Raw genomic sequence first — 25,888 nt, 5'->3', positions numbered from 1 at the left:
GTCAGCTCCTGGGTAAGACTACCGGACCAGCAACGTGCTGAACCCAGTCGGGATTTTTGGCACGCAGGCCGGTTGCGGAGGTCGGGTCGGGTCGGAAGCGCAACAGCACAAGGGCCGGCAATCTCCACGTCGTCCAGCTCTTCGCATGGTCTGTGCGCCGTTGGAAGCGCCGCAGCCAACCCATCGCGGGGGCCGCGAGGGCGCGCCCGTCATATCCCGGACGCGCGATTACCGCAATCGGAACCTCGCGGGCAATCTGGCGCCAGTTCTTCCATCGGTGGAAGTCGGCGAGATTGTCCGCCCCCATCAGCCAGATAAAGCGGATTTTCGGGTAGCGACGCTTGAGCTTGCGGATCGTGTCGAGCGTGTAGCGGGTGTGCAGCCGCGCCTCGATATCGGTCGCGCGGATCGGCGCACGGCGGGCCATTTTCCGCGCGGAGGCGAGGCGCGCGGGGAGTGGCGCCATGTCGTTGGCCGCGTCCTTGAGCGGGTTGCCAGGAGATACCAGCCACCACGCCTCGTCGAGCGCAAGCGCGTCGATCGCCGCAAGGGTGATACCGCGGTGGCCACGGTGCGCGGGATTGAACGACCCTCCGAGAATGCCGACGTGGGTCAAACCTCGGGCAAGCAAAAGCGGATTCTGGAGGGCCAAGGCGAGCAAGACATCGACCGACGGTATGACCGGATCCGTCGGTTATCAACACGGCAGCGCGCCCGGCGCCTCAGTTGCAGGGGAACCGCTTCGCCAGCACCCGCGCGTACCCGTCCTTGAGCGGACGCTTCTGATCGGCGGCGGGGAGCTGCGACAGGCCGTCGAGCATGTCCATGATGCCGACGCTCTCGCCTTCCGGCACGCAGGCGATCGGCGGTTTGCCCGCGGCGGCGCGCGCGGCGCGATCCGCCTTCAACTGCGTGGTCGCCGCCTTTGCTTCCGCCTTGAGCACCGGCAGGTCGGGCGACATCAACGCCATCGGCCCCTGATCGCGGAGCGCATTGGCGCGCGCGAGAAAGGTCTGGACGGTCATCGCCGCATTTGCCGGGACGGCGGCCCCGACGATCGTCGCGGCGGCGATCAGAGCCACAGGAAATGATTTGGGCAGATACGACATGGGCAGCCTTTCCGGGGAAAGACTGCCCATACACATCAATGGCTTACGCCTCGATGAACCGATCCGCGACGAACCGATCAGGCGCCGAGCGGCGACGGCGTACCGAACGGACCGTTCGGGCGGCGCGTCTTGGGGATCGATGTCCCCGCACGTGGTACGGTCGATGCCTTCGCCCCCGGATCCGGACGATCGATATCCTCACCGGCGATCAATTGCTTGATCTCGTCGCCAGTCAGCGTCTCGAACTCGAGCAGCGCGCCGGCCACGGTATGGAGCTGGTCGACGTGATCGCTCAGCACCTGCTTGGCGCGGTCGAGACCGCCTTCGACGATCCGCTTGATCTCGTCATCGATCAGTTGCGCGGTCTGGTTCGACATACGCGACGGACGGCTCGACGAGTATCCGAGGAACGACTCACCCTCGGGCTCGCCATATTCGAGCGGACCGACCTTGTCCGACATGCCCCAGCGCGTGACCATGTCGCGTGCCAAACCGGTGGCGTACTGGATGTCGCCCGAAGCGCCCGACGAAACCTTGTCGTAGCCGAAGATGACTTCCTCGGCGACGCGGCCACCCATCGACACCGCGAGGTTCGCGTACATCTTGTCGCGGTGATAGCTGTACGAGTCGCGCTCGGGCAGACGCATGACCATGCCCAGCGCACGACCGCGCGGGATGATCGTCGCCTTGTGGATCGGATCCGACGCGGCCTCGTGCATCGCGACGACGGCGTGGCCGGCCTCGTGATACGCGGTCATCCGCTTCTCGTCGTCGGTCATGACCATGCTGCGACGCTCTGCGCCCATCATGACCTTGTCCTTGGCCTCCTCGAACTCGGCCATTGCCACCAGACGCTTGCCCTTGCGCGCCGCGTGCAGCGCAGCCTCGTTGACGAGATTGGCGAGATCGGCACCCGAGAAGCCGGGCGTACCGCGGGCGATGACGCGAGCGTCGACGTCGGGGGCCAGCGGCACCTTCTTCATGTGGACTTCGAGAATCTTTATGCGACCCTCGATATCCGGCCGCGGCACGGTAACCTGGCGATCGAAGCGGCCCGGACGCAGCAGCGCTGGGTCGAGCACGTCGGGGCGGTTGGTCGCCGCGATGATAATGATGCCTTCATTCGCCTCGAAGCCGTCCATCTCTACGAGTAGCTGGTTCAGCGTCTGCTCGCGCTCGTCATTGCCGTTGCCGAGACCGGCGCCCCGATGGCGACCGACAGCGTCGATCTCGTCGATGAAGACGATGCACGGTGCGGACTTCTTGGCCTGCTCGAACATGTCGCGGACGCGGCTTGCACCGACGCCGACGAACATCTCGACGAAATCGGAGCCCGAGATCGTGAAGAACGGCACGCCGGCTTCACCCGCGATCGCGCGGGCGAGCAGCGTCTTGCCGGTACCCGGCGAGCCGACGAGCAAGGCGCCCTTGGGGATCTTGCCGCCGAGGCGCGCGAACTTAGTCGGGTCCTTGAGGAACTCAACGATCTCCTCGAGCTCTTCGCGTGCTTCGTCGATGCCGGCGACGTCCTGGAAGGTGACCTTGCCTTCCTTCTGGGTCAGCATCTTCGCGCGGCTCTTACCGAAGCCCATCGCGCCCGAGCCCGAGTTCTTCTGCATCTGCTTCAGCACGAAGAACGCGATGCCGAGAAACAGCAGGAAAGGCAGCGACTGATACAGCAGCAGCGCCAGCATCGACGGGCCTTCTTCGGGCTTCGCGCTGATCGCAACGCCCTTCTCGCGCAGCTTCGGCACGAGCGTCGAGTCCTGGATCGGGTACGACTTGAACTTCTCGCCCGACGACAACGTGCCCGAGATCATGTCGCGCGAGATGTTGACGTCCTTAACGGTACCCTCGTCGACCTTGTCGAGGAACGCCGAATACGCGATCGTGTTGCCGCCCGACGTGGCCGTACGGCCGTCGAACATAGTCACGAATAGCGCCAGCGCGAGCAGGATGCCGACCCAGATCAACAGGCTCTTCATCCAAGGATTGCCGCCGCCGCCATTGTCAGGACCGCCGTTGCCGGGGCCCTGGGGCTTCTGCCCGCGGTTCTCGTTGTCGTTCATGGGTGCACGATACCTTTCAGCGCACAAGATAAGCGCGCGCAGGTTAATGGCAATGGAACAACGCGCGACTTGCGTTGATCAGTGTGAACGGGCGGTCACGTCACCCGACGCAGAGGCTCTGGCTTGCCGGGGAAAGCCGGCACTCGGGAGCGCGGGTCAGTCGAGAACGCGGCGGGGCGGCGCTTCACGGAACCGCCAGACATCGCCGCGGACGCTGGCGATGATGCCGGCCTGAGTCGTGCGCTTGCCGGTCGTGAGCGAGTCGAGCAGCTTTTCGATGTTGGCGGCCTCGGTCCATTCGGGCGCGACGATGCCCGCCTCGGCGCGGACCGTGCCGATCGCGCGGCGGGCGAGACGGCGGAGAATTTCGCGGGGCAGATTCTCGACCGCGAGCTTCACTTCGCCGCCGCCGACCTTGGCGCGTTCGGTCCAGACCCAGTCGACCATCGCGCGGACGTCGGTGTCGGTCTCCGCCAGCGCGGCGGCGGCGCGTGCGAGATTCGGCGTGCCGAGCCATTCGTTCTCGCCGAGCAACCGGCGGAACCGCGTGCGATCGTGGCGGTCGTCATGGTTCGAGGGATCGTCGAGGAACGGCACCTCGGCACGACGGACGATCGCCCTGAGTTCGGCCCGGCGCCAGTCGAGCAACGGACGAATCACGATGACGCCGTTGACGTGCGTGCGTGCCCGCACGCCAGCGAGACCGGCCAGACCCGAACCGCGCGCCGCCCGCATCAGGAAGGTCTCGGCCTGATCGTCGGCGTGATGCCCGGTGACGAGAGCCCCCGCCCCGATCGCGCGGGCGTGCTCCGTCAGCAGGGCATAGCGCGTGGTGCGGGCTTGCGCCTGGATGCTGGCACCGGTGATCGGCTCGCTCGGCGCGAGCGTGGCGTGAGAAATGCCGAGCGTCGCGCAATAGGCGGCGACCATCGCGGATTCCTCGACCGCCTCGGGGCGGAGGCGGTGGTCGATGCTGGCGACCGTGAAGCCCGGGGGAAGCGATTCATGCGCAAGCGTCAGCATCGCCATGCTGTCGGGACCGCCAGATACCGCGAACAGCGGGTTGACGATGTCGCTGGCGAGCCGCGCGAAGTCGGCGGCGAAGCGACGGCCTTCTTCGGTCATGCGGCGGGGGCCCTGACCGTCGAGCGATCACCACCCCGGCGGAGGCCGGGGCCCAATTGGCGAGCGGTAATGACTGAGCGCAGCCCGCCGTTACGCTGGCCTTCCCAATTGGGCCCCGGCCTCCGCCGGGGTAGTGCTGGTGTGCGACGTGAAGTCACGAACAAGGGGTCACGCACACGCATCGAGGGATCGCTTACTTGCACTTCGCCGCGCTGCGTCCGGCAGCGACCTGCCCCTTCATCGCTGCGGCCATCTTGGCGCCGTAGACGTCGTTCAGCTCGTCATACACCTTGCACGCATCGGCAGGCTTGTTGAGCTTGGTCAGCGCCTGCCCCAGATACAGCAGGCTGTCGGGCGCGCGTTCGCCGTCGGGCATCTTCTTGTAATTGTCGTAGAACGCCATCGACGCGAGGCTCGGCTTGCCCTCGTCGAGATACGACCGGCCGAGCAGATTCTGCGCATAGCTGGCGCGCTTGCTCTTGGGATAGTCCGCGACGACCTTCTTCAGCTGCGCCTCGGCCTGCGGGTATTGCTTGGCCGCCCACAGGCGATAGCCGTACATATAATCGTCTTCCGCAGCGTCGCCGGTGGACGGCTTCTCGACCGAGACCTTGGTCGGTGCCGGCGTAGTGGTACTAGGCTTGGCCGCCGTATCGGGCCGCGGTGTCGGGCGCGAAGGACCGCCGTTCGACGCGTCGTCAGGCTCGATCGGGCCGCCCGCCGCGATCGGCGCGGGGCCGGTTTCGAGTGCCTTCAGCCGCGCATCGTTGGTGCGCCGATAGCTGTCGAACGCATCCTGCAACTGGCGCACGCGGTTCTGGTTCTGCTCGATCTGCTCGGTGAGCGAGGTCATCTGCTGTTCGAGCGAGGTGACGCGCTGCGTCACGTCGATGATCGCGCTGTTCGCGGGCGAGCCCGGACCGGGGCCCTGTTCGCCTTGCGGCGCGCGGACCTCGGGCTGTAGCATCTGGCCTGCGCCACCGGGAAACACCTTGCGCTGCACCGCGCGCATCTCGCTCTCGAGCTTGCCGACGCGGCCTTCGACGTTCTGCGCCTGCGCGGTCGCCGGCAACAGAGCCGCGAGGCAGACGCCGACCAGAATTGACTTACGCATGGGCCACGCCCCCCGGTGAATTGGTTAATCGTCCGGGTATAGCTACACTACCCCTCCTGTCGCCAGCCTTAAGACCCGGGCGATGCCTGCGGTTGCTCACGGATTCGTGGTGGTCGGCGCTGGTGTCTCGGCCGAGTCGATGTTCGCGCGCTGCGTTTCGCTGAGCGGACGGCGGGGCGTATTCGGGCGACGCGGGCGCGACCGCTCGGTGGTCGCAGACGACCCGGCAGGCGTGGCCTGTGGCTCGGGTGTTCCCGCGATTCGCGCGGCGATCGCCGTCGCACCGACGGGGACATCCTTGATCGCACGCTCGCCGGTACCGAGCGCCGGCGCCGCGGCCCCATTGAGCGTCACCGCCAGCTTGTCGGCACGACCGACGTTGATCATCGGGTCCTTCGCGTCGCGCGGTACATCGAACTTCTCGCCCGGCTTCATCGTACGCTGGAACAGCGTCTTGTTATCGGCGTCGTAGACCCGCATCCAGACCTCGTCCGATGCGGTCAGCGTCACCTGCCCGTTGGCCGGGGTCGGCGCCGCGGGCACCGACTGCGCGGTCTTCGCTGCGGGCGCGGCCGGAACCTGTGCGACGGATACGTCGGCGGGCGACGTCCGCGATCCGCGGAACATGTCGGTACCGTACCAGAGGCCGACCAGCACAAGAACGGCGATCGCGATCCCGAGCGCGACGATCGTGATCCCGCGCGACGGCACGCGCGACGGGTCGGTCATCTCATACGGTTCGTATTCGGGCGTCCGGCGGCCGAGCTTGGCGACGTCTTCGCGCACCATCTGCGCAATCCGCACCTCGTCGACGCCGACCGCGCGCGCGTAGGCGCGCGCGAAACCGATCGCATAGGTCGCGGACGGCAAGACGCTATAGTCCGAAGCCTCGATCGCCTCGAGATGGCGGAGCGGTACGCGGGTCCGCGTCGCGATATCGGCAACGCTCAACCCCTGCGCCTCGCGTGCGGTACGAAGAATGTCGCCAGCACGCTCGGTCGGAGCGGGCACAGCGTTCTGGCCGGGTTCGACCTCGTCCATTCTTATCTCCGAAACCGGGCTCTCAAAGCGTCGCCCGCTATGGTTTCCGTTTCTACGACGGTCCGTGTCCTGTCAACGCGCAGCCGGCAGGCAAACGCGGTTCAGGTGAGTTCGACGCCGTTTTCCACCGCCCATGCGGTCAGCGCGGCGCGCATGTCGCGCGGCGGGTTGGCGAGCAGCGCTGTCATGACCGGCGCCAACGCCGACCGATCGAGCGAGCGCGTCATCGCCTTGATCGGACCGACCGCGGCGGGCGTGATCGACAACCGCTCGATCCCGAGACCGATCAACGCCATCGCTTCCAGCGGCAACCCGCCCATCTCGCCGCAGACCGCCAGGTCGACGCCCGCCGCACGAACCGGCGCGATAAGCCGGGCGATGAAGCGCAGGATCGACGGGCTGAGCCAGTCATAGCGCTCGGCGAGCTTGGGGTTCGCGCGATCGGCGGCGAACAGGAACTGCGTCAGATCGTTGGTGCCGATCGACAGGAAATCGATGTTCGGCAGCAGGATGTCGAGCATCTCGGCAAGCGCCGGCACCTCGAGCATCGCACCGTAGCGGATCGCGAGCGGCATCTTTCGGCCGCGGCCCTCCAGCCAGTGGCGTTGCGCCTCGAACAGCGCGCGCGCCTCGTCGAACTCCCACGGCTCGCTGACCATCGGGAACATCACGTTGAGCGTGCGACCGGCGGCGGCTTCCAGGAGCGCGCGGGCCTGGACCTTCATCAATCCGTCGCGCTCCAGGCCGAGACGCAGCGCGCGCCAGCCCATCGCCGGATTCTCCTCGTCCGCATCGTGCTTGTTGAGATACGGCAGCGCCTTGTCGCCGCCGATATCGACGGTGCGGAAGATCACCGGACGATCACCCGCTGCGTCGAGCACTTCGCGGTACAGCCGCTGCTGACGCTCGCGCTGCGGCAGCGTGGCGGAGACGAGGAACTGGAATTCGGTGCGGAACAGGCCGATGCCGTCGGCGCCGGTGATGTCGAGCGCGGCCACGTCGTCGCGCAGGCCTGCGTTGACCATCAGCGTCAGGCGGTGGCCGTCCTTGGTGATCGGCGGGACGTCGCGGAGTGCTGCGAACGCGGCCTTGCGCTTCTGGCGCATTGCGAGGCGCGCCTCGAACGCCTCCTCCATCGCTGCGGACGGCCGTGCGAAGACGTTGCTCTCGGCGCTGTCGAGCAACAGCATGTCGCCTTCTGCCACGAGCCTGCGGATGTCGCGGACACGGCCGAGCACCGGCACGCCCATCGCGCGCGCGACGATCGTGACGTGCGCGGTTAGCGAGCCTTCCTCCAGGATAACGCCCTTCAGCCTGCGCTTGTCGTATTCGAGCAGTTCGGCCGGCCCGAGATTGCGCGCGATGAGGATGGTGTCCTGGCGCAGGCCCATCTGCGCCGCGGTGCCCATCTGGCCCGAGACGATGCGGAGCAACCGGTTCGACAGGTCCTCCAGATCGTGCATCCGGTCGGCGAGCAGCGGATCGTCGATCTGGCGCATCCGCTGGCGGGTGCGTTGCTGGACGCGTTCGATCGCCGCCTCGGCGGTGAGGCCGGAGTCGATCGCCTCGTTGATGCGCCGCGCCCAACCCTCGTCATAGGCGAACATCTTGTAGGTCTGGAGCACTTCGACATGCTCGCCGCCGACGCCGAATTCGGCATCGCGCGTCATCCGGTCGATGCCTTCGCGCATCTTGTCGAACGCGGCGTAGACGCGGTGGCGTTCGGCGTCGGTGTCCTCGGCGACGGTGTGTTCGATATGGATGCGCGGCTGGTGATAGACCGCGTAGCCCGCGCCCATGCCGTCGACGAGCTTCTGGCCGGGGATCCGCATCGCCGCGGTCGACTGCGGCCGATCCGCGCCACCGCCGGTGGTATCGATCAGCCCTGCGTTGGCGATGAGTTCGGACAGCACCATCGCGACCGTCTGCAACGCCTCGATCTCGACGTCCGCATATTTGCGACGGTCGGTGTGCTGGACGGCCAGTACCCCCACCGAGCGCTCGCGGCGGATGATCGGCACGCCGGCGAAGCTGTGGAAGCGGTCCTCGCCGGTTTCGGGCTTGTAGGCGAAATCGGGGTGGCTGGCGGCTTCGTCGAGGTTGAGCACCTCGATGTCCTCGGCGATCGTCCCGACCAGCCCCTCGCCCATCGCCAGCTTGGTGACGTGAACCGCGGCCTGATCGAGGCCACGCGTGGCGAACAGTTCGAGCACGCCTTCGCGCAGGAGGTAGATCGAGCACACCTCGCTATCGATCGCGGTGGCGATGATGCCGACGACCGAATTGAGCTTGGCTTGCGCGGACGTGCGCGACGCCATCACGTCGTGAAGGCTGGTGAGGATTTCGCGGGCGGAGGCGGCGGCCGAAAGGGGCATTCGGATTGGCTATCAGATGAAGCGCTTGGGTGCCACGCAACAAAAGCAGTGTTGCGGCCAAGTTCGATCGATCTCTGGGTGTGGATTCTTACAAGTCCGTGAATTTCGATTTCTCCCCTCCCTTGAAGGGAGGAGTTGGGGGTGGGTCGGCCTGCTTGGGTCGTAGAGACCTGAATATGCGGAAGGCGACCCACCCCCTGCCCTCCCTTCCAGGGAGGGGTGAGAAGTCAGGTGTCGAACAGGCCGTCCTGGCTGCCGGTTGGCGGGTTGAGGCCCAGGTGCTTCCAGCCGCCCGCGTTCAGGAACCGCCCGCGAGCGGTGCGCGCGATCAGGCCGAGCTGGATCAGATACGGCTCGATCACTTCCTCGATCGTGTCGCGCGGCTCGCTGAGCCCTGCGGCGAGAGTCTCCACGCCGACCGGGCCACCGCGATAGATGTCGGCGATCATCATCAGATAACGCCGATCCATTGCGTCGAGACCCAGCGAATCGACCTCCAGCCGGTTCAGCGCCGCATCCGCCGCCCTCGCGTCGACCGTCTCATGCCCAGCGACATTGGCGAAATCGCGCACCCTTCGCAGCAATCGCCCGGCGATGCGCGGCGTACCGCGGGCCCGGCGCGCGATTTCCATCGCGCCGTCCTTGGCGATGCCTAGACCGAGAAGCCCGGCAGCGCGCGTGACGACGCGCTCGAGTTCCTCGACGGTGTAGAATTGCAGTCGCACCGGAATCCCGAAGCGATCCCTCAACGGCGTCGTCAGCAGGCCCTGCCGCGTAGTCGCGCCAATCAGCGTGAACCGCGGCAGGTCGATGCGCACTGATCTCGCGCTCGGCCCCTCGCCGATCATCAGGTCGAGCGCGCGGTCCTCCATCGCCGGATACAGCACCTCCTCGACCGCGGGCTGCAGCCGGTGGATCTCGTCGATGAACAGCACATCGCCGTCCTCGAGATTGGTTAGCAGCGCGGCGAGATCGCCCGACTTGGCGATCACCGGGCCCGAGGTAGCACGAAACCCCACCCCCATCTCGCGCGCAACGATCTGCGCCAGCGTGGTCTTGCCGAGCCCCGGCGGGCCGAAGAACAGCACGTGATCGAGCGCGTCGCCGCGCGATTTCGCAGCCTGGATGAAGATCCGCAGATTCTCGCGCGCGGCCTTCTGCCCGACGAATTCGTCGAGCGTCTTGGGGCGCAGCGCGGCGTCGACGTCTTCGGGGCGCTTGGCTGCGGTCAGGATGCGGTCGTCTGTCACTGATCTTTCCGGAACGTACGCGGCACATCACGCGCCTGGTGAATGATGCGATCGATCGACACCTTGTCGTCCTCGACCCGGTATAGAATGCGATGCGGCCGGAGCGAGAGACTGCGGACCGGCTGTGTGAACTCGAACCGTCGCTGACCGGCAAGCGGATTTCGCCGCAATAGCCCGAACAGCCGCTCCAACCCGAGCATGTGCGCGTCCGACGCCGCAGCGCCGAAATCCCGAATACCGTCTGCCCTGATCTGCCGGAGATCGCGTAACGCCGCGACGCTAAGGCGGAGTTCAACCACGTGGTTCGGCAATCTCCGCCAAGATCGCCCGAACATGATCTTCGGGTTCACCGTCCACCACGCCAGAGGCGATCCCCTCGTCGATCAGCGCCTGGACACGACCAACCTCGGCTTCATAAGTCTGCCGGTCCTTTTGCACGAGGGCCCGCAAAAAGTCCGACGGATCGACGTACCCCTCTGCCGATGCGCGCGTGTCCAGATAGTCGTGAAGATCGGCCGGCAGGGACACGTTAAGCTGAGCCATGTTCCCGATATAGTCCTGTTTCGCCGAACCGTCCAGCAGACCGGGAATGCTACCGCGACGCCTTGCGCAACGCCAGTCGGACCAGTGCGTCTAGCGTGGCGTCGGCGCCCAGTTCCTCTTCCGCCGCGGCGACGGCGGTGGAGGCTTCGGCGGGGCGGAACCCGAGGTTGAGCAGTGCCGACACCGCATCCGCGCCCGCGCCAACGACGGGTGCCGCGGTGGTGCCGCCCGGCCCGAGCACGATACCGCCCGTCTTGTCCTTCAATTCCATGACGATGCGCTGCGCGAGCTTGGGACCGACGCCGTTGGCACGCGCGACCATCGCCTTGTCACCGCTGGCGATCGCGCGCGACAGGTCATTGGGTTCGAGCGCAGAAAGGATCGCCAGCGCAACGCGCGCGCCGACGCCCTGCACGCCGGTCAGCAGCCGGAACCAGTCGCGTTCGGACCCGCTCGAAAACCCGACGAGGCGGATCGAATCCTCCGACACGAGCATCTCGGTGAAGACGGTCGCCGCCTCGCCGATCGGGCCGAGCGTCGACAATGTCCGCGCCGAGGCGCCGACGAGATAACCGACGCCGCCGACATCGATCACCGCATGATCGGTACCGGTCGAGTCCAGACGTCCTTTGAGATGCGCGATCATGATCGATGGCGGTAGAACAATGCCGCGGGCGCGTCATCCCGGCAAAACGAGACCGTCATGACCGGTTCGATCGCCTCACCCCCGCAATTGGCTCGCCGCGGGTTCGCTAGCCTGGGAACGCGACGCCGTGGACGGCGCGGGCTTGTGCACACCGTGGAGCGCCTGGGTTGGCGCGCCGATAACCGCGGCGCGCGCGCGCAGGCTCGCCTTCAGGAACACCGTCTCCGATGCCACGAACCGCCGCGGCGTCGTGCCGAGAAACGTGCCGGCGTCGCGCAGGAAGTGCGAGGCATCGAAATAGCTGCTGTCGATCTTCGAATAATCGTTCAGCCCCGCATCGGTGATCAACCGGATGAACGACCGCAGGAAGCGCGCGCGCCGCAGCAGCAACTTCGGCGGCATCCCGAAATAGCGCGTCGCCATCCGCCGGAGTTCATGCGTCGGGATATCGAGCCGGTCGGCGACATCCTTCATCTCGATCACGCCGTCGGTCACGGTCAGCGCACCGAACGCGCGGATCAGGTCTTCGCGCGGGTGGGGTCGCCGGAACAGCGAGGGAAGGATGGAATCGAGCAGCGGCTTGATCTTGGCGTCGTCGTCCAGCAGGTCCAGGCCGTCGGCCAGTCTGGTCGATATGGCGGGCCCCGCCACGCCCGCGAGCGGTACGACGCGGTTATGGAAATCGCCCGCCGAGCGCACCGTCATCCGTGCCCATCCAAGCGCGCTCAAGCCGATACCGACGGCGATGCCACCGTGAGTCTCGGTGCGGAACGCCCTGCTGGTCGGACCATAGAGACTCGCGCGATCGAGCGGGCCGAAGCGGTGGTTGCCGATCGACACGTCGAGAGGCCCGGCGTCGACGAGCACGGAGATCATCGCCGGTGCAGGCAGATACCAGTTGATCATCGGCGCGCGGTCGACATTGGTATAGATCGCGTAGCCGGTCACGAACTCCGCCAGCGCCGGATCCGGAAGGTCGTAGCGCATCCGCATGCCGGGTGGCATCGCAAAGGCCTCGATGGGCACGGCCGGGCTGTTGGTGCCCCCGCGCACGTGATCTACGAGCATCATTCCCCCTGAACGGCGTAGCAAAGTTTCTTTTCGGCACTGAAAACCCACGGCGATTGAACCGTGGCAGCCGAACCCCGCACGATCCTTAGCCTATCGATACGCGGCAGTGTGAGCTTTATTCAAGTTAAACTGGGCGCGCGACTCTGGCGACGATCCCTACAATACGCGCAGTCCCGCCAGGCAGCGGCTCGATCGAAAGGAAGTGAACGCGGATTCGAACTGCCATCTCGGGCGGGAACGGGCAGGTCAGATGCCGAAGCCGCTCCGTCGCGACATCGCCGCGGCGCTGGCGACATGATGCGCGTGCGTGATCGCTACCGCCAGCGCGTCCGCCGCGTCGGGACCGGCGAGTTTGGCGCCGGGCAGCAGCACTGCCATCATCGCCTGGATCTGTTTCTTGTCCGCGCCGCCGGTGCCGACCACGCCCTTCTTGACGGTCGAGGGGTGATATTCGCCGATATGCAGCCCGGCGCCGGCGGCAGCCAGAAGCACGACGCCGCGCGCTTGCCCGAGCTTCAACGTCGATTGCGCGTTGGTGTTGCCGAGCACTTCCTCGACCGCCGCGCCGTCGGGGCGTTCGGTGCGGATGACGTCGATCAGCGCATTGTAGAGCGCGGTGAGGCGGCGAGGGAGCGCCATCGACGGATCGGTCTTGATCTGGCCGTTGGCGATATGGCTCAGGCGGTTGCCGTCGGCGCGGATGACGCCCCAGCCAGTGGTGCCGAGGCCGGGGTCGAGTCCGAGGATGATCATGAGAAGAAAGAAGATTGGTTCGCGCGGAGGCGCGGAGGCGCGGAGGGGGTGCGTTCCTGGCGATCGTCTCGCGTCAGCGGGACTTTCGATTCTCCGGGCCGGCCGACAGAAATGAGGCCGCTGGCGCGGAGGACGTCGCCGCGAAGCACAACTCTCCGCGCCTCCGCGCCTCTGCGCGAACAAACCTTCTTCATCTCAACCCAGCGACTCCATGATCTCGTCGGAGATTTCGTAATTGCCCCACACCGTCTGCACGTCGTCGTCGTCGTCGAGCGCGTCGATCAGCTTGAACAAGGTCGCCGCATCGTCCGCACCGACCGCGACCATCACCTGCGGGCGCCAGGCGAGCTTTGCGCCTTCGGCCTCGCCGAGCTTGGCTTCCAAAGCCTTGGCCACCTCGTGCAGGTCGCCCTGCGCGGTCCAGACCTCATGGCCGTCCTCGCTCGACGTGACGTCCTCGGCGCCAGCCTCGAGCGCCGCTTCGAATACCGTGTCGGCATCGCCTGCGCTCGCCGGGTACGAGATCAGCCCGACGCGGTCGAACGCGTGGCTGACCGAACCGCCCGCGCCGAGGTTGCCGCCGTTCTTGCCGACCGCGACGCGCACGTTGGTCGCGGTGCGGTTGCGGTTGTCGGTGAGCGCCTCGATGATCAGCGAGACGCCGCCTGGGCCAAAGCCCTCATAGCGGATCTCTTCGTAATTTTCGGCATCGCCGCGGCTCGCCTTGTCGATCGAGCGCTGGATGTTCTCCTTGGGCAGCGACGCCGCCTTGGCCGCATTCACCGCCGCGCGCAGGCGCGGGTTCATGTCGACGTCGGGCAGGCCCATCTTGGCCGCGACCGTGATCTCTCGGCTGAGCTTGCTGAACGCCGACGAGCGCTTCTTGTCCTGCGCGCCCTTGCGGTACATGATATTCTTGTATTTGGAATGGCCTGCCATCGGTGCCTCTAATAGCCTGATGCGCCGCTCTTAGGCTCCGGGGGCGCTTTTCGCCAGACCGTCTATCTTCGCCTCGATCGCGTCCAGCCGGGCCAGCACAAGATGGTCGATCTTGTGATGGACGCGCAGGATATCGAGTTCGGCGCGCAGATTGGTCTCGTAGTCGAGGCTCGCCGCCAGGCGATCCTTCGCCGATTGCCGGTTCTGGCTCATCATGATCACCGGCGCCTGGATCGCGGCCACGGTCGACAGCAGCAGGTTGAGGAAGATGTAGGGATACGGGTCGAACGCGCGCCCGAAATGCGCGAGGATGTCCGAGTTCAGCAGCATCCAGCCGATCAGCACCGCGGTGAACGCGATGATGAACCCCCACGACCCACCGATCGCCGCGACCCGGTCCGACAGTCGCTCGCCGAAGGTCGATCGCTCGTCGGACACGTCGGCGGCATCGCGGCTGACGGTAGTCCCCGCCTCGATCCCGGCGAGGACGCGACGCTCCTCGTCGTCGAGATCGCTCGGCGCCTTGCCGAGCAACCGTTGCGAGAGATCGGCGAGCGGGGAGGATTTCGTGGCCATGTTTGCGCCCTAGCCCGGAATGCGGATTATGCCAGCGCGCAAAGCCGGCGTTGCGACGCAAGCCACAAAGACTCCTTGCTCCCACACGCCCGCACCTGCCAAACGCGCGGCATGACGGTTAGCGTGAATATGGGCACCGATGGCAATGGTACTGCCGTCGGCGTCGACCTGGAGGAACTACTCGCCACCCGCCTGTTGGTGCAGGGCAATTCGGGATCGGGGAAATCGCATCTGCTGCGCCGCCTGCTCGAGCGATCGGCGGGCCATGTCCAGCAGATCGTGATCGATCCCGAGGGCGATTTCGTGACGCTCGCGGGGCCGCACGGGCATGTCGTGATCGAGGCGGGCGACTATAGCGAACGCGAAATCTCGCGCATCGCGACGCGGTTGCGCGAACACCGGACGTCCGCGGTGCTCAGCCTCGAAGGACTCGAGGTCGAGGGCCAGATGCGCTGCGCCGCGTCGTTCCTGTCCGCGCTGTTCGATGCGCCGCGCGAGCATTGGTATCCGGTGCTGGTGGTAGTCGACGAAGCGCAGATGTTCGCACCGGTGACCGGCGGCGAGGTCTCGGAAGAGGTTCGTCGGGCGTCACTGGCGGCGATGACGAACCTGATGTGCCGTGGGCGTAAGCGCGGTCTCGCCGGCGTGATCGCGACGCAGCGTCTGGCGAAGCTTGCGAAGAACGTCGCCGCGGAAGCGTCGAACTTCCTGATGGGCCGCACTTTCCTCGACATCGACATGGCGCGCGCGGCGGATCTGCTCGGGATGGAGCGGCGCCAGGCCGAAGCGATTCGCGATCTCCAGCGCGGCACGTTCATGGCGCTTGGGCCGGCGGTGTCGCGCCGGCCGATCACCGTGAAGATCGGCGACGTCGCGACGTCCGCACGCAGCGGCAGCCCGAAGCTCACCCCCCTCCCCAGCGCCGCGCCGATGGACCTGCAGGACCTGCTGTCCGAGCCGGTGGTCGACGCGCCCGAACTCGGCCTGATGTTCGATTCGCGCCCGCGTCGCGTACCGGCGGAGGAACTGCTCGACGGCATCGCCCGCCCGCCCGAGCCGCGCACCGCCGCACCGCCGCCGCCCGAGAAGACCGACGACGAGGTCGAAGCGGTCTACGCCGACGTCTTCCGCGCGATCGTCGAGGACCCGGAGTCGACGCTGCGGCCGCCGTCGGTGCTGTTCCAGGATTTCCAGGTGCGCTGCCGAATGGGCGGTCTCGCCAAGCCGCCGCTCGATCTGCCCGGCTTCGTCCGGCGCCTGAGCTGCGCCCGTGCCGGGATCTTCGACATGACCGACGAGGCATGGACGGCGGCGCTCGACGTGGCGAGCGGCCTCCCCGACGACATGCTCGGTGCGTTCCTTTTGGTGGCCCGCGCGGCACGTGAAGGCGAGCCCTGCCCCTCGGACGCGCGGATCGCGGCCACGTACGGGACGAGTTCGATCGGCCGGGTGAAGCGGCTGATCGGCTACATCGAAAGCCGCGAACTGATCGTGTGCCGCACCGATCTCGCCGGCAAGCGCTCGATCACGATCCCAGGGCTGGGCTGGACGACGCTGCCGGCGGAAGCGGCCTAGCGGATCGGCGTGAACTGCGCCGACACGAAGCGCCACTCCTTGCCGATCCGCCGTGCGACGAAACCGGCGCGTAGCGCACGTGACTGTGGCTGGCCGTCCTTACCGGGCACCGCATAAGCGACCCGCATCGTGACGACACCGATAGCACCAGCGGGCCGCGCGACGGTCTCGGTGATCGTCATCGGCGGCGCGGGCTTTTTCTTTTCGGGCGCATAGAACCCGATCACGCGCTCGCGGGAATCGACCTCGCCGACGGGCGATACTTCCTGGTATTCGGGCGCCATCATCGCGATCATCGCCGCCTGATCGAATTGATTGCGAACACGGACGAACGCCTCCGCCCGCTGCGCGAGGTTGTGCGTATCAATCTCGACCGATTGCGCCGCGACAGAAGCACTGACCAACGCCGCCGCCATTCCCAGAAATACCCGCATGCCTGCCCCCGATGCAATGTTGCATAACGGTAATACACCTAAGATTCAGGTGCAGCAATGACGCTGCGAGTTGCCGAACCTAGAATGCGAACGCGATGGCGAAACCTGCGAGGACGCCAACTTGTACCATCGCGATCAGCTGGAGCCGGCCGACGAATGGTTGCTTTCGTGTCTTGTGCCGGTAGCGACCGCGCGCCCAGAACGCACCGGGGCTACCGCCAAGCGCCGCGAACCATAGCAAGCGGGACTCCGGAATGCGCCATGCGCCGGTCGACGATCGCCGCTTGTCGACCGCGAACGCGGTGACGGTGATCATGTTGATGATCAGGAACAGGACTAACGCCGCGAGGATCGGGAGAAACATTCTCTACCGGTACATCGAGCGGGTTAACGCGGTGCCCCCTCGCGACCCGACACCATGTCGGGGGAGGCACCGCGCGAGATCAGAAATCCTCAGATCATCCCCAACGCCTGGAGATACACCTCGAGGATCGCTTCCTCCTCCTGATATTCTTCCTTCTTCTTCTTCCGGATCGACAGGATTTTCCGAATCGCCTTGGGGTCGTAACCGCGGCCCTTGGCTTCGGCCATCACGTCCTTGATGTCGTCCGAGATACCCTTCTTCTCTTCTTCGAGACGCTCGGCGCGCTCGATCAGCAGGCGCAGTTCGTCCGCTGCGACCGCGCCGCCGCCCATGCCGTGTTGCCGTTCGTCAGACATCGAAAATTCCCCACTCGCCAGCGCCCACGCGCCGGTCAAAAGCCAATCAAGATACAAGCCCGCACCGGTGATCGTCGTCCGGAGACGTCCTGAATCATGCCGAATTGGGTGCGGGCCCGCGTCTAGGCGTTTACCGTGTTAGGCTCAATCGCCTGAATCAGACGGCCCCGTTTTTGGGCGCGTTCTTTGCGACACTCGTCTTCATCCGTTCGAGCTGCTCAGGTGTCGCGTCGCCCTGATGATGCGCCTTCCATTCCGCATACGGCATTCCGTACACCGTCTCGCGTGCCGCATCCTTCGACAGGCCGCCCGCTTCCTCGACCCAGTCCGACAGGCAGTTGCGGCAGAAACCGGCCAGACCCATCAGGTCGACGTTCTGCGCATCCTCGCGGTGGCGGAGGTGGCGGATCAGGCGACGAAAGGCTTTAGCTGCTACGGCATCGTCGAGCGTATCGAGCGAGTCGGTTTCGGGATTCATTACTGTGCTCCGTGGTTGATCCCGCGGAGATAGGGTTTAAGGCCCATCGCGGCAAAGATCTCCCCCAGGAAACGCCGAGGAAAACGCACCGCATGACCAAGGCCATCGCACCCCGTTCGCGGAAAGTCCGCATCCTCGCGACGCTAGGCCCTGCCAGCAGCACGCCTGAGATGATCGCGACTCTCTTCCGCACCGGCGCAGACGCGTTCCGAATCAACATGAGCCACGGCGACCAGCAGTCGAAGATCGCCGTAATCCAGGCGATTCGCGCGCTGGAGAAGGAATTCGGGCGTCCTTCGACCATCCTCGCGGATCTTCAAGGGCCGAAACTGCGTGTCGGCAAGTTCGATGGCGGCCGTACGGTGCTCGAAACCGGCTCGACCTTCTTGCTCGACCGCGACCCGACGCCGGGCGACGCGACGCGTGTCGAACTGCCGCACGACGAGATCTTCGCGGCGATCGAGCCGGGCGCGCGCCTGCTGCTCGACGACGGCAAGCTCGTGCTGCGCGTCGTGTCGCATAGCCCGCGCGAGATCACGACGCGGGTCGAGGTCGGCGGCGCCTTGTCGAACAGCAAGGGGCTGAACGTCCCCGACGTGGTGCTGCCGATGGCCGCGCTGACCGAGAAGGATCGCAGCGATCTCGACTTCGCGGTCGACCAGGGCGTCGACTGGATCGCGCTGTCGTTCGTCCAGCGTCCGGAAGATCTCTGGGAAGCGCGGAAACTGATCGGCGGCAAGGCGGCGCTGATGGCGAAGATCGAGAAGCCGGCGGCGATCGAGCGGCTGGAGGAGATCGTCGAGGCGTGCGACGGCGTTATGGTCGCGCGCGGCGATCTCGGCGTCGAGCTGCCGCCGCAGCAGGTGCCGCCGCTGCAGAAGCGCATCGTCGAGGTCTCGCGCCGGATGGGCCGCCCGGTGGTAGTCGCGACGCAGATGCTCGAATCGATGATTACTTCGCCGTCGCCGACGCGCGCGGAGGTGTCGGATGTCGCGACGGCGGTGTACGATGGTGCGGACGCGATCATGCTGTCGGCGGAGAGCGCGGCGGGCGCGTGGCCGGTCGAATCGGTAGCGATGATGGATGCGATCGGTGTGTCGGTCGAGTCCGATCCAGAGCATGGCGACCGCATGCATTTCACGGTGATGAAGCCCGATCCGACGACCGCGGATGCGCTCGCCGAGGCCGCGAAGACCATCGCCGCCACCGTGTCGGCGGTGGCGATCATCTGCTTCACGACCTCGGGCTCGACCGCACGACGGATCGCGCGCGAACGGCCGTCGGTGCCGTTGCTGGTGCTTACGCCGAGCCAGGAGACCGCGCGGCGGCTCGGGCTGCTGTGGGGAACGCATGCGGTGCATACGCGCGACGTCGAGTCGTTCGAGGACATGGTCGCGAAGTCGAAGCGGATGGCGTTGCGGCACGGGATGGCGAAGGCCGGCGACCGGGTGATCGTGCTGGCGGGCGTGCCGTTCCGGACGCCCGGGTCGACCAACGTGCTGCACGTGGTTCGGATCGTCGGCGATGAGCTGAAGGGCCATCATTCGCAGGTTTGAGCTTTGGAGGCGGTAGGGGCGACGAGCCAAGGTGCGGCTCCCTCCTCCCCTCCCTGGAAGGGAGGGGGCTGGGGTGGGTCGGCTTCCACACGGTCCAACGCTAGTGGCCTAAACCGGCCAACCCACCCCCAGCCCCTCCCTTCCAGGGAGGGGAGCCAAGTGAATAGCGGCGTTGGTCTGCCCATCGTCGCGACATCGCGGCGGCTGATGCGTCTCTCGAACTGCCCGCGCGTCGGTAGTCCGAATGGTAAAGTCCCATCGAAGGACATTCGCATTCAGGCGCATGCGCATCGATAGGCCTGCTGTTCCCTCGCGAACGCGGGGGTCCAGGGTACCGGTGCGCTACGATATTCAGCTGGGCCCCCGCGTCTGCGGCGAACAGCTCAGGGGCGGTCCGCGACTTCCGTGCAGTTTTGACGGTCGAACACCCATATTGCGCCACTACCAAGCCCGCCCCAACCCCATCATGCCGGGCTCGTCCCGGCCTCCACCGTGCCGCACGCCAACCCCGTCGGATCGTGCGGCGCGGTGGGCCCCGGCTTCCACCGGGGTGACGGGAGGGGTGAGCCTCAGGCGGGGATGTGCCTGTTCGAACGCGTCTCCTGAGTGTTCCGTGACGACTTTCCGTTCGGTACGAAGCCCGCAGTCCAGGGCTCGTGTCGAACTACGCCATCCCGCGCGACCGAGGGCGCGCAACCGAACAGATTTTCCGGCACGCCAACGGAGCGAAGCCCCTCACCCAACCTAAGCCCACCACCCCGGCGGAGGCCGGGGCCCAGTTGGGGGACGGCGATTGCGATGCTCCCCGCTCCGTTACTGCAACCTTGCCAACTGGGCCCCGGCCTCCGCCGGGGTGGTACCTCCGCTGGGGGTGACAGCCTCGTGATGCATCTTACCGCTACGGAACCCCAACCGCGGTTCGAGCCAAACTGTGGTCAGGCCTCACCAACCCAATCTAGGCTAGCGCTCCGCGCCCGAATACGCGATGCCGCGCGGAACGGACCGCACGGGAGGGCGAACGCAATGACATTACGCGAAAAGATCGGTTGGGGCGCACTCGCCCTGCTCGCAGCCTGCGCGCTCGCGGTCGTCGCGTTCGAGCGCGGCGAGCATGTCAACGCGCTGTGGATCGTGACCGCCGCCGTCTCCGTCCAGCTGATCGCGTACCGGTTCTACGCGCGGTATATCGCGCGGCATGTGATGCAGCTCGATCCGTCGCGCCCCACGCCAGCCCTGCGCCGCGCCGACGGCCTCGATTACGTCGCGACCGACCGCAACGTCCTGTTCGGTCACCATTTCGCCGCCATCGCCGGTGCCGGTCCGCTGGTCGGCCCGGTGCTTGCCGCACAGATGGGTTACCTCCCCGGCACTCTCTGGATCCTCGCCGGCGTCGTGCTGGCCGGCGCGGTGCAGGACTTCATGATCCTGTTCATCTCGATGCGGCGCGACGGGCGGTCGCTCGGTGAGCTGATCCGGATGGAGATGGGCGCAGTCCCCGGCGTGATCGCGCTGATCGGTGCATTCGCGATCATGGTCATCATCCTGGCCGTGCTCGCGCTGATCGTGGTGCGCGCGCTCGCCGGCAGCCCGTGGGGGCTGTTCACCGTCGCCGCGACGATCCCGCTCGCGTTCCTGATGGGCATCTACACGCGCTGGATTCGACCCGGAAAGGTCGGCGAAGTCTCCGTTCTCGGCGTCATCGGGCTGCTCGCCGCGATCGTCTATGGCGGCACCGTCGCCGCCTCGCCGACGCTCGCACCGCTGTTCACGCTGACCCCGGTGCAGCTCTGCGTGCTGATGGTGGGATACGGCGCGGTCGCCTCCGTCCTCCCGGTGTGGCTGTTGCTGGCCCCCCGCGACTACCTTTCCACCTTCCTCAAGATCGGCGCGATCGTCGCGCTCGCGATCGGCATCGCGGTCGTCGCACCGCCGCTGCGGATGCCGGCGCTGACCCCGTTCATCGACGGCAGCGGTCCGGTCTGGTCGGGCGGGCTCTTCCCCTTCCTGTTCATCACGATTGCGTGCGGCGCGGTATCGGGTTTCCATGCGCTGATCGCCAGCGGCACCACACCGAAGCTGATCGCCAGCGAAGGCGACGCGCAGTTCATCGGTTATGGCGCGATGCTGATGGAAAGCTTCGTCGCGATCATGGCGCTGGTCGGCGCGTCCATCCTCGATCCCGGCGTGTATTTCGCGATGAACAGCCCGGCGGCGGTGGTCGGCACCGACTTCGCCTCGGCCGCTACCGCAGTGACCGCGATGGGCTTCCCGATCACACCCGAACTCCTCGCGCAGACCGCGAAGGACGTCGGCGAGACCACGATCGTCTCGCGGACGGGCGGCGCGCCGACGCTGGCGGTGGCGATGTCCGAGATTTTCAGTCACCTCGTCGGCGGGCAGGCGATGAAGGCGTTCTGGTATCACTTCGCGATCCTGTTCGAGGCGTTGTTCATCCTAACCGCGGTCGATGCTGGGACGCGTGCCGGGCGGTTCATGTTGCAGGATTTGATTGGGCTCGCGGTGCCGTCGTTCCGCAATGCCTCGGCGATCGTGCCGGGGCTGATCGCGACCGCGCTGTGCGTGATCGCCTGGGGCTTCTTCCTGTACCAGGGCGTTACCGATCCGCTTGGTGGCGTGAACACGCTGTGGCCGCTGTTCGGCATCTCGAACCAGATGCTCGCGGCGGTCGCGCTCGTGTTGGCCACCGTCGTTCTGTTCCGGATGAAGCGCCAGCGGTACGCTTGGGTAACGATCCTGCCCGCCGCGTGGCTGTGCCTGTGCACGATCACTGCCGGGCTGATGAAGCTGTTCGCGAGCGATCCGAAGGTCGGCTTCCTCGCACATGCGTCTAAGTTCGCGGATGCGGCGGCGCGGGGTGAGTTGCTCGCGCCGGCCAAGACGATGGCGGAGATGCAGCGGATCGTACTCAACGACCGGATCGACGCCGGGCTGTGCGCGCTGTTCCTGGCGGTGGTGCTGTCGATCGTCTTCTTCGGGATCCGTACCTGTCTCGCGGCGCTGAAGATCGACCGGCCGACGGTGACCGAAGTCCCGCCGCAGCTGGTGGCCGCAGAATGATCCGCACGCTCTACGCAAAGGCACGCGAGACCGCGCTGCTGATGGTCGGCGTGCCGTCCTATGCTGCGTATCGCCAGCACATGGCCGAGCGGCATCCCGACCACGCGCCGATGGACGAACGCACGTTCTTCCGCGATCGCCAGGAGGCGCGATACGGCAGCAAGGGCGGGGGACGCTGCTGTTGAGCGATCGGGTTTCCACCGTTGCGCGATTGCGGAGCGCGACGGCAGCGGATCACGACGCGGTCGATGCAGGGTTCGGGCGCTACGACCTGACCGATGCGGATGACTACCGGGCGTTCCTGATCGCGCATGCCAAGGCCTTGCCCGCGGTCGAGGCTTGGCTGACCGCTATTCCGGGGCTGGCGACGGTTCGGTCGCGGGGGACAGAGCTTGCCGCGGACCTCGCCGCGCTGGGCGAAGACATGCCCGCGCCGATGACGTTCGACGTCCCGGCGAGCGCTGCCGCCGGGTGGGGTGCGATGTATGTGGTCGAAGGGTCGCGGCTCGGTGGTGTCATGCTGTCGCGGTCGGTTCCCGAAGGAATGCCGTCCGCGTATCTCGGCGCGAAACATCTGTCGGGCGAGTGGCGCGCGTTGCTGACCGCGATCGACGGCGAAACCGCCGACGAGGCCTGGGTCGAGCAGGCCATCGTCGGCGCCAAGGCAGCGTTCGACCTGTATCGGCGCGCGCCTACCTGATTTCCCTGATCTCCCTGATCTCCCTGATCTCAGCGCAGGAGCTTCGGCGCTTCCTTGCGGATCATGTCCTGCACCTTGCTCGCGAACAACCCGAGGATCCCGGGCAGGTCGACGACCGCGTGGACGTTGGTCTCGAACACGGTGACCGCGCTCGCGATCGTCTGCCCCATCGCCTTGACGGTGAAGTGCAGCGTGTCGCCGTCCCAGCGGTGATCGGTCAAAGAACCGCCGGGAATGTTCGCGCCGATCTTGTCGATGCTGCCGTCGAGCCGCGCGCGAACCGCCGCCTTGCCGAGCTGGTGGGGGACGTCGACGGTGATGGGGTTGGCCATGGGAGATCCTTGAACTGAGTTTTGGCCTTAAATGGCGAAAAGCATGTCGTCGTGAGCGAACGCCTTGAACTCGAGTGCGTTGCCGCTGGGATCGAGAAAGAACATCGTCGCCTGTTCGCCGGGCTGGCCCTTGAAGCGGATGTAGGGCGCGATCCCGAACTGGACGCCGGCGGCGGTGACGCGCTCGGACAGCGCGGTCCAGTCGTCCATGGTGAGAACAACGCCGAAGTGCGGGACCGGGACGGCGTGGCCGTCGACCGCGTTCTCCACCGCGACGGGTTTGGCCGAGGGGTCGAGGTGCGCAACGATCTGGTGACCGAACAGGTCGAAATCGATCCACTGCTCGCTGGAACGCCCTTCGCGACAGCCGAGCGTGGCGCCGTAGAAGGTACGCGCTGCGGCGAGGTCGTGGACCGGGAAGGCGAGGTGGAAGGGGCGTAGGGTCATGGAGGGAAGATAGATCGTGGTTGAGAGTTCGTCGACCCGGCGGATTGCGTGGGAGTTTTGAACCACCGCAATAACAGGAGATAAGCCCAAAACCTTGTTCTCCCGCGAAGGCGGGAGCCCAGTCTGTTTCCCCGCCTTCGCGGGGAAACAGTATTGGTGAGGATGGCCTTCCCCCACCCCCAACCACCCCGGCGAAGGCCGGGACCCAATTGGGAGATGTCGTTAACGGCGGGCAGCACTCCGTTACTGCAACCTTTCCAATTGGGCCCCGGCCTTCGCCGGGGTGGTAGAAGGAGTAGATGGGGCGCTCTTCATGCCGCCACCCCATCACACCGAAAACATTGCCCCTCCTTCCCCGCCACGGCATAGCGCGAGCGTGAACCGCTACCCTGCCCTCGCCTGCCTCGTCCTCGGTGCGCTTGCCGCGACCGGGTTCGCCCCGCTCGATCTCTGGCCACTGACGCTCGTCGCGTTCGCGGTGTGGATGAAGCTCGTCCACGACGCGCCGACCCTGCGCGTCGTACTCTGGCGCGGATGGGTGTTCGGGCTCGGGCATTTCACCGTGAACAACAACTGGTTCAAGCACGCGTTCGACTTCCAGGACGCGATGCCGCCGGTGCTCGGCTATTTCGCCGCGGTCGGCCTCGCGCTGTACCTCGCGGTGTTCCCGATGCTCGCCGGCGCGCTCGCCTGGAAGATCGCACGGCGACCGGGCACGCCCGACGCGACGTTCGTGCTGATCTTCGGCGCTGCCTGGATCGCGACCGAGTGGCTCCGCGCGACGCTGTTCACCGGTTACGCATGGGATCCGCTGAGCGTCGTCTGGCTCCCCGCGATCGGCGTCGCGCAGCTGTCCGCCTTTATCGGCACCTACGCGTTGTCCGGCGTGACCATATTGGCGGCAGGCGCGCTGCTGATGCTCGCGGTACGTCGCTGGACGCTGCCCGCCATCGCCATTCCCGCTCTCGGCCTCGCCGCACTGTCTGCGCTCTGGACCAATGCGCCGCCGCCGGCTCCCGGCACGCCGCTGGTCCGCGTGGTCCAGCCCGACATCGACCAGGAGGACCGGAGCGAAACCGACGGCGAACGTGTCCTTACAGCACTCGAGAAGCTGAGCGGCCAGGGCGGCGTCACCCCGCGTCTCGTGGTCTGGCCCGAGGGCGTGGTCCGCGATTATGTCGAGGATGGCTATCCGTTCTACGCCTATGGCTGGTCGAGCCCGCTCTACCTGCGCCGCCGGATGGCAAGACTGCTGGGTCCCCGGGATATTCTGCTGATCGGCGGCACCGCGCTGGAGTTCAATACCAGGGATCAGATCTCCGGCGCGGCCAATTCGGTGTTCGCCCTCGACGCGCAAGCCCGGCTTCGCGGCCGCTACGACAAGGCGCACCTCGTGCCATATGGCGAATATCTGCCGATGCCGTGGCTGCTGAAGCCACTCGGCCTCGCGCGGCTCGTCCCCGGCGACTTCGACTTCACCTCGGGCAAGGGGCCTGCGAACCTGACGCTGCCGGGCTTCGGTTCGATCGGCATGCAGATCTGCTACGAGATCATCTTCTCGGGCGACGTGGTCGATCGCGCGCACCGCCCGCGAATCCTGTTCAACCCGTCGAACGACGCGTGGTTCGGCAAATGGGGGCCGCCGCAGCATCTCGCGCAAGCCCGGATGCGCGCGATAGAGGAGGGGTTGCCGATCCTCCGCGCCACCCCGACGGGTATCTCGGCGATCATTGCCGCCGATGGCCGGCTCGTTGCGACCGTCCCGCACGAGACCGCGGGCGCGATCGAACAGCCGATGCCGTCTGCGCTGCCGCCCACGTTGTTCTCGCGTGTCGGCAACGCGATGGCGGCGATCGTCGCGGCGCTAATGCTTGCAAGCGCGGTTGCCGTGCGCCGTCGGCGTCGCTAGAAGGTCATATAAAGCTTTCCTTATATGTCGCTCACTGACCCTCTGTCG

The 25,888-nt window shown here is 66.4% G+C and carries 27 protein-coding genes; 6 read left to right on the top strand and 21 right to left on the bottom strand.

Translation table 11 applies throughout. The annotated features are described in order from the left end of the window. Position 1: 1 nt before the first annotated feature. The 15 genes from ASF09_RS12490 to ASF09_RS12420 form a co-directional block, all read right to left on the bottom strand. Positions 2-652 (bottom strand): nicotinate-nucleotide adenylyltransferase, encoded by a 651-nt coding sequence (locus ASF09_RS12490; protein ID WP_443025015.1) that lies wholly within the window; start codon positions 650-652, stop codon positions 2-4. A gap of 70 nt (positions 653-722) precedes the next feature. Continuing rightward, entirely contained in the window at positions 723-1,082 is a 360-nt protein-coding gene (locus ASF09_RS12485; RefSeq protein WP_235529816.1) for a hypothetical protein, read from the bottom strand. A 104-nt stretch (positions 1,083-1,186) separates the two neighbouring features. After that, positions 1,187-3,178 (bottom strand): ATP-dependent zinc metalloprotease FtsH, encoded by a 1,992-nt coding sequence (ftsH, locus tag ASF09_RS12480; RefSeq protein ID WP_056051689.1) that lies wholly within the window; start codon positions 3,176-3,178, stop codon positions 1,187-1,189. Positions 3,179-3,334: 156 nt separating this feature from the next. Then, complete coding sequence (gene tilS, locus ASF09_RS12475) at positions 3,335-4,303, bottom strand: tRNA lysidine(34) synthetase TilS (protein ID WP_060526520.1); 969 nt, start codon at positions 4,301-4,303, stop codon at positions 3,335-3,337. Positions 4,304-4,496: 193 nt separating this feature from the next. After that, on the bottom strand, positions 4,497-5,417 hold the full coding sequence (locus ASF09_RS12470) for a tetratricopeptide repeat protein (RefSeq protein WP_060526519.1): 921 nt from the start codon (positions 5,415-5,417) through the stop codon (positions 4,497-4,499). Between the two features lie 96 nt (positions 5,418-5,513). Continuing rightward, positions 5,514-6,458: a helix-turn-helix domain-containing protein gene (locus ASF09_RS12465; protein ID WP_060526518.1), complete on the bottom strand. Its 945-nt coding sequence runs from the start codon at positions 6,456-6,458 to the stop codon at positions 5,514-5,516. Positions 6,459-6,559: 101 nt separating this feature from the next. Beyond that, entirely contained in the window at positions 6,560-8,833 is a 2,274-nt protein-coding gene (gene ptsP, locus ASF09_RS12460) for a phosphoenolpyruvate--protein phosphotransferase (RefSeq protein WP_060526517.1), read from the bottom strand. 227 nt (positions 8,834-9,060) lie between these two features. Further along, on the bottom strand, positions 9,061-10,083 hold the full coding sequence (ruvB, locus tag ASF09_RS12455; RefSeq protein ID WP_060526516.1) for a Holliday junction branch migration DNA helicase RuvB: 1,023 nt from the start codon (positions 10,081-10,083) through the stop codon (positions 9,061-9,063). Further along, positions 10,080-10,382, bottom strand: a complete 303-nt coding sequence (locus tag ASF09_RS12450) for a type II toxin-antitoxin system RelE/ParE family toxin (protein ID WP_060526515.1) — start codon at positions 10,380-10,382, stop codon at positions 10,080-10,082. Before ASF09_RS12450 ends, ruvB begins: the two co-directional genes overlap by 4 nt. Then, entirely contained in the window at positions 10,375-10,626 is a 252-nt protein-coding gene (locus tag ASF09_RS12445) for a ribbon-helix-helix domain-containing protein (protein ID WP_060526514.1), read from the bottom strand. The genes ASF09_RS12450 and ASF09_RS12445 overlap by 8 nt, the downstream gene beginning before the upstream one ends. Positions 10,627-10,675: 49 nt before the next feature. Continuing rightward, entirely contained in the window at positions 10,676-11,272 is a 597-nt protein-coding gene (gene ruvA, locus ASF09_RS12440; protein ID WP_060526513.1) for a Holliday junction branch migration protein RuvA, read from the bottom strand. A gap of 75 nt (positions 11,273-11,347) precedes the next feature. Next, complete coding sequence (locus ASF09_RS12435; RefSeq protein ID WP_060526512.1) at positions 11,348-12,343, bottom strand: hypothetical protein; 996 nt, start codon at positions 12,341-12,343, stop codon at positions 11,348-11,350. 246 nt (positions 12,344-12,589) lie between these two features. After that, a complete protein-coding gene (ruvC, locus tag ASF09_RS12430) occupies positions 12,590-13,096 on the bottom strand; it encodes a crossover junction endodeoxyribonuclease RuvC (protein WP_060526511.1) in 507 nt (168 codons plus the stop codon). A gap of 195 nt (positions 13,097-13,291) precedes the next feature. Next, positions 13,292-14,035: a YebC/PmpR family DNA-binding transcriptional regulator gene (locus tag ASF09_RS12425; RefSeq protein WP_056477859.1), complete on the bottom strand. Its 744-nt coding sequence runs from the start codon at positions 14,033-14,035 to the stop codon at positions 13,292-13,294. A gap of 30 nt (positions 14,036-14,065) precedes the next feature. Next, entirely contained in the window at positions 14,066-14,611 is a 546-nt protein-coding gene (locus tag ASF09_RS12420) for a DUF1003 domain-containing protein (protein ID WP_060526510.1), read from the bottom strand. A gap of 111 nt (positions 14,612-14,722) precedes the next feature. Here ASF09_RS12420 and ASF09_RS12415 point away from each other — a divergent pair, with 111 nt between their 5' ends. Then, positions 14,723-16,186 (top strand): ATP-binding protein, encoded by a 1,464-nt coding sequence (locus ASF09_RS12415; RefSeq protein ID WP_055873757.1) that lies wholly within the window; start codon positions 14,723-14,725, stop codon positions 16,184-16,186. Here ASF09_RS12415 and ASF09_RS12410 read toward each other — a convergent pair. The 4 genes from ASF09_RS12410 to ASF09_RS12395 all read right to left on the bottom strand — a co-directional run bounded on the left by ASF09_RS12410 (position 16,183) and on the right by ASF09_RS12395 (position 17,818). Next, complete coding sequence (locus ASF09_RS12410) at positions 16,183-16,620, bottom strand: nuclear transport factor 2 family protein (protein WP_082444280.1); 438 nt, start codon at positions 16,618-16,620, stop codon at positions 16,183-16,185. The two genes, ASF09_RS12415 and ASF09_RS12410, sit on opposite strands and share 4 nt — an antisense overlap. A 79-nt stretch (positions 16,621-16,699) precedes the next feature. Further along, positions 16,700-16,984: a DUF1294 domain-containing protein gene (locus ASF09_RS12405; RefSeq protein ID WP_060526508.1), complete on the bottom strand. Its 285-nt coding sequence runs from the start codon at positions 16,982-16,984 to the stop codon at positions 16,700-16,702. 89 nt (positions 16,985-17,073) lie between these two features. Next, a complete protein-coding gene (locus ASF09_RS12400) occupies positions 17,074-17,316 on the bottom strand; it encodes a DUF2312 domain-containing protein (protein ID WP_197942503.1) in 243 nt (80 codons plus the stop codon). A gap of 181 nt (positions 17,317-17,497) precedes the next feature. After that, the gene (locus ASF09_RS12395; RefSeq protein WP_060526507.1) at positions 17,498-17,818 is read right to left on the bottom strand and encodes a DUF1244 domain-containing protein; all 321 of its coding nucleotides are present in this window, start codon (positions 17,816-17,818) and stop codon (positions 17,498-17,500) included. Positions 17,819-17,910: 92 nt separating this feature from the next. On the opposite strand from ASF09_RS12395, the gene pyk reads away from it, so the two are divergent. The 4 genes from pyk to ASF09_RS12375 all read left to right on the top strand — a co-directional run bounded on the left by pyk (position 17,911) and on the right by ASF09_RS12375 (position 23,152). Beyond that, positions 17,911-19,374 (top strand): pyruvate kinase, encoded by a 1,464-nt coding sequence (pyk, locus tag ASF09_RS12390; protein ID WP_060526506.1) that lies wholly within the window; start codon positions 17,911-17,913, stop codon positions 19,372-19,374. Positions 19,375-20,397: 1,023 nt separating this feature from the next. Then, on the top strand, positions 20,398-22,452 hold the full coding sequence (locus ASF09_RS12385; RefSeq protein ID WP_060526505.1) for a carbon starvation CstA family protein: 2,055 nt from the start codon (positions 20,398-20,400) through the stop codon (positions 22,450-22,452). Next, complete coding sequence (locus ASF09_RS12380; RefSeq protein ID WP_060526504.1) at positions 22,449-22,637, top strand: YbdD/YjiX family protein; 189 nt, start codon at positions 22,449-22,451, stop codon at positions 22,635-22,637. Before ASF09_RS12385 ends, ASF09_RS12380 begins: the two co-directional genes overlap by 4 nt. After that, positions 22,634-23,152, top strand: a complete 519-nt coding sequence (locus ASF09_RS12375) for a biliverdin-producing heme oxygenase (protein ID WP_060526503.1) — start codon at positions 22,634-22,636, stop codon at positions 23,150-23,152. Before ASF09_RS12380 ends, ASF09_RS12375 begins: the two co-directional genes overlap by 4 nt. 29 nt (positions 23,153-23,181) lie before the next feature. Here ASF09_RS12375 and ASF09_RS12370 read toward each other — a convergent pair whose 3' ends face one another. Continuing rightward, positions 23,182-23,484, bottom strand: a complete 303-nt coding sequence (locus ASF09_RS12370; protein ID WP_060526502.1) for a polyhydroxyalkanoic acid system family protein — start codon at positions 23,482-23,484, stop codon at positions 23,182-23,184. A 27-nt stretch (positions 23,485-23,511) separates the two neighbouring features. After that, entirely contained in the window at positions 23,512-23,931 is a 420-nt protein-coding gene (locus ASF09_RS12365) for a VOC family protein (protein WP_060526501.1), read from the bottom strand. Positions 23,932-24,307: 376 nt separating this feature from the next. Between ASF09_RS12365 and lnt the strand changes: the two genes are divergently transcribed. Further along, positions 24,308-25,840: an apolipoprotein N-acyltransferase gene (lnt, locus tag ASF09_RS12360; RefSeq protein ID WP_060526500.1), complete on the top strand. Its 1,533-nt coding sequence runs from the start codon at positions 24,308-24,310 to the stop codon at positions 25,838-25,840. Positions 25,841-25,888: the final 48 nt, after the last annotated feature.

Source organism: Sphingomonas sp. Leaf242 (assembly GCF_001422045.1).
Lineage (GTDB): Bacteria > Pseudomonadota > Alphaproteobacteria > Sphingomonadales > Sphingomonadaceae > Sphingomonas.
The sequence above is the reverse complement of the archived record's forward strand: the minus strand, read 5'-3'. Positions and strand labels throughout refer to the sequence as shown.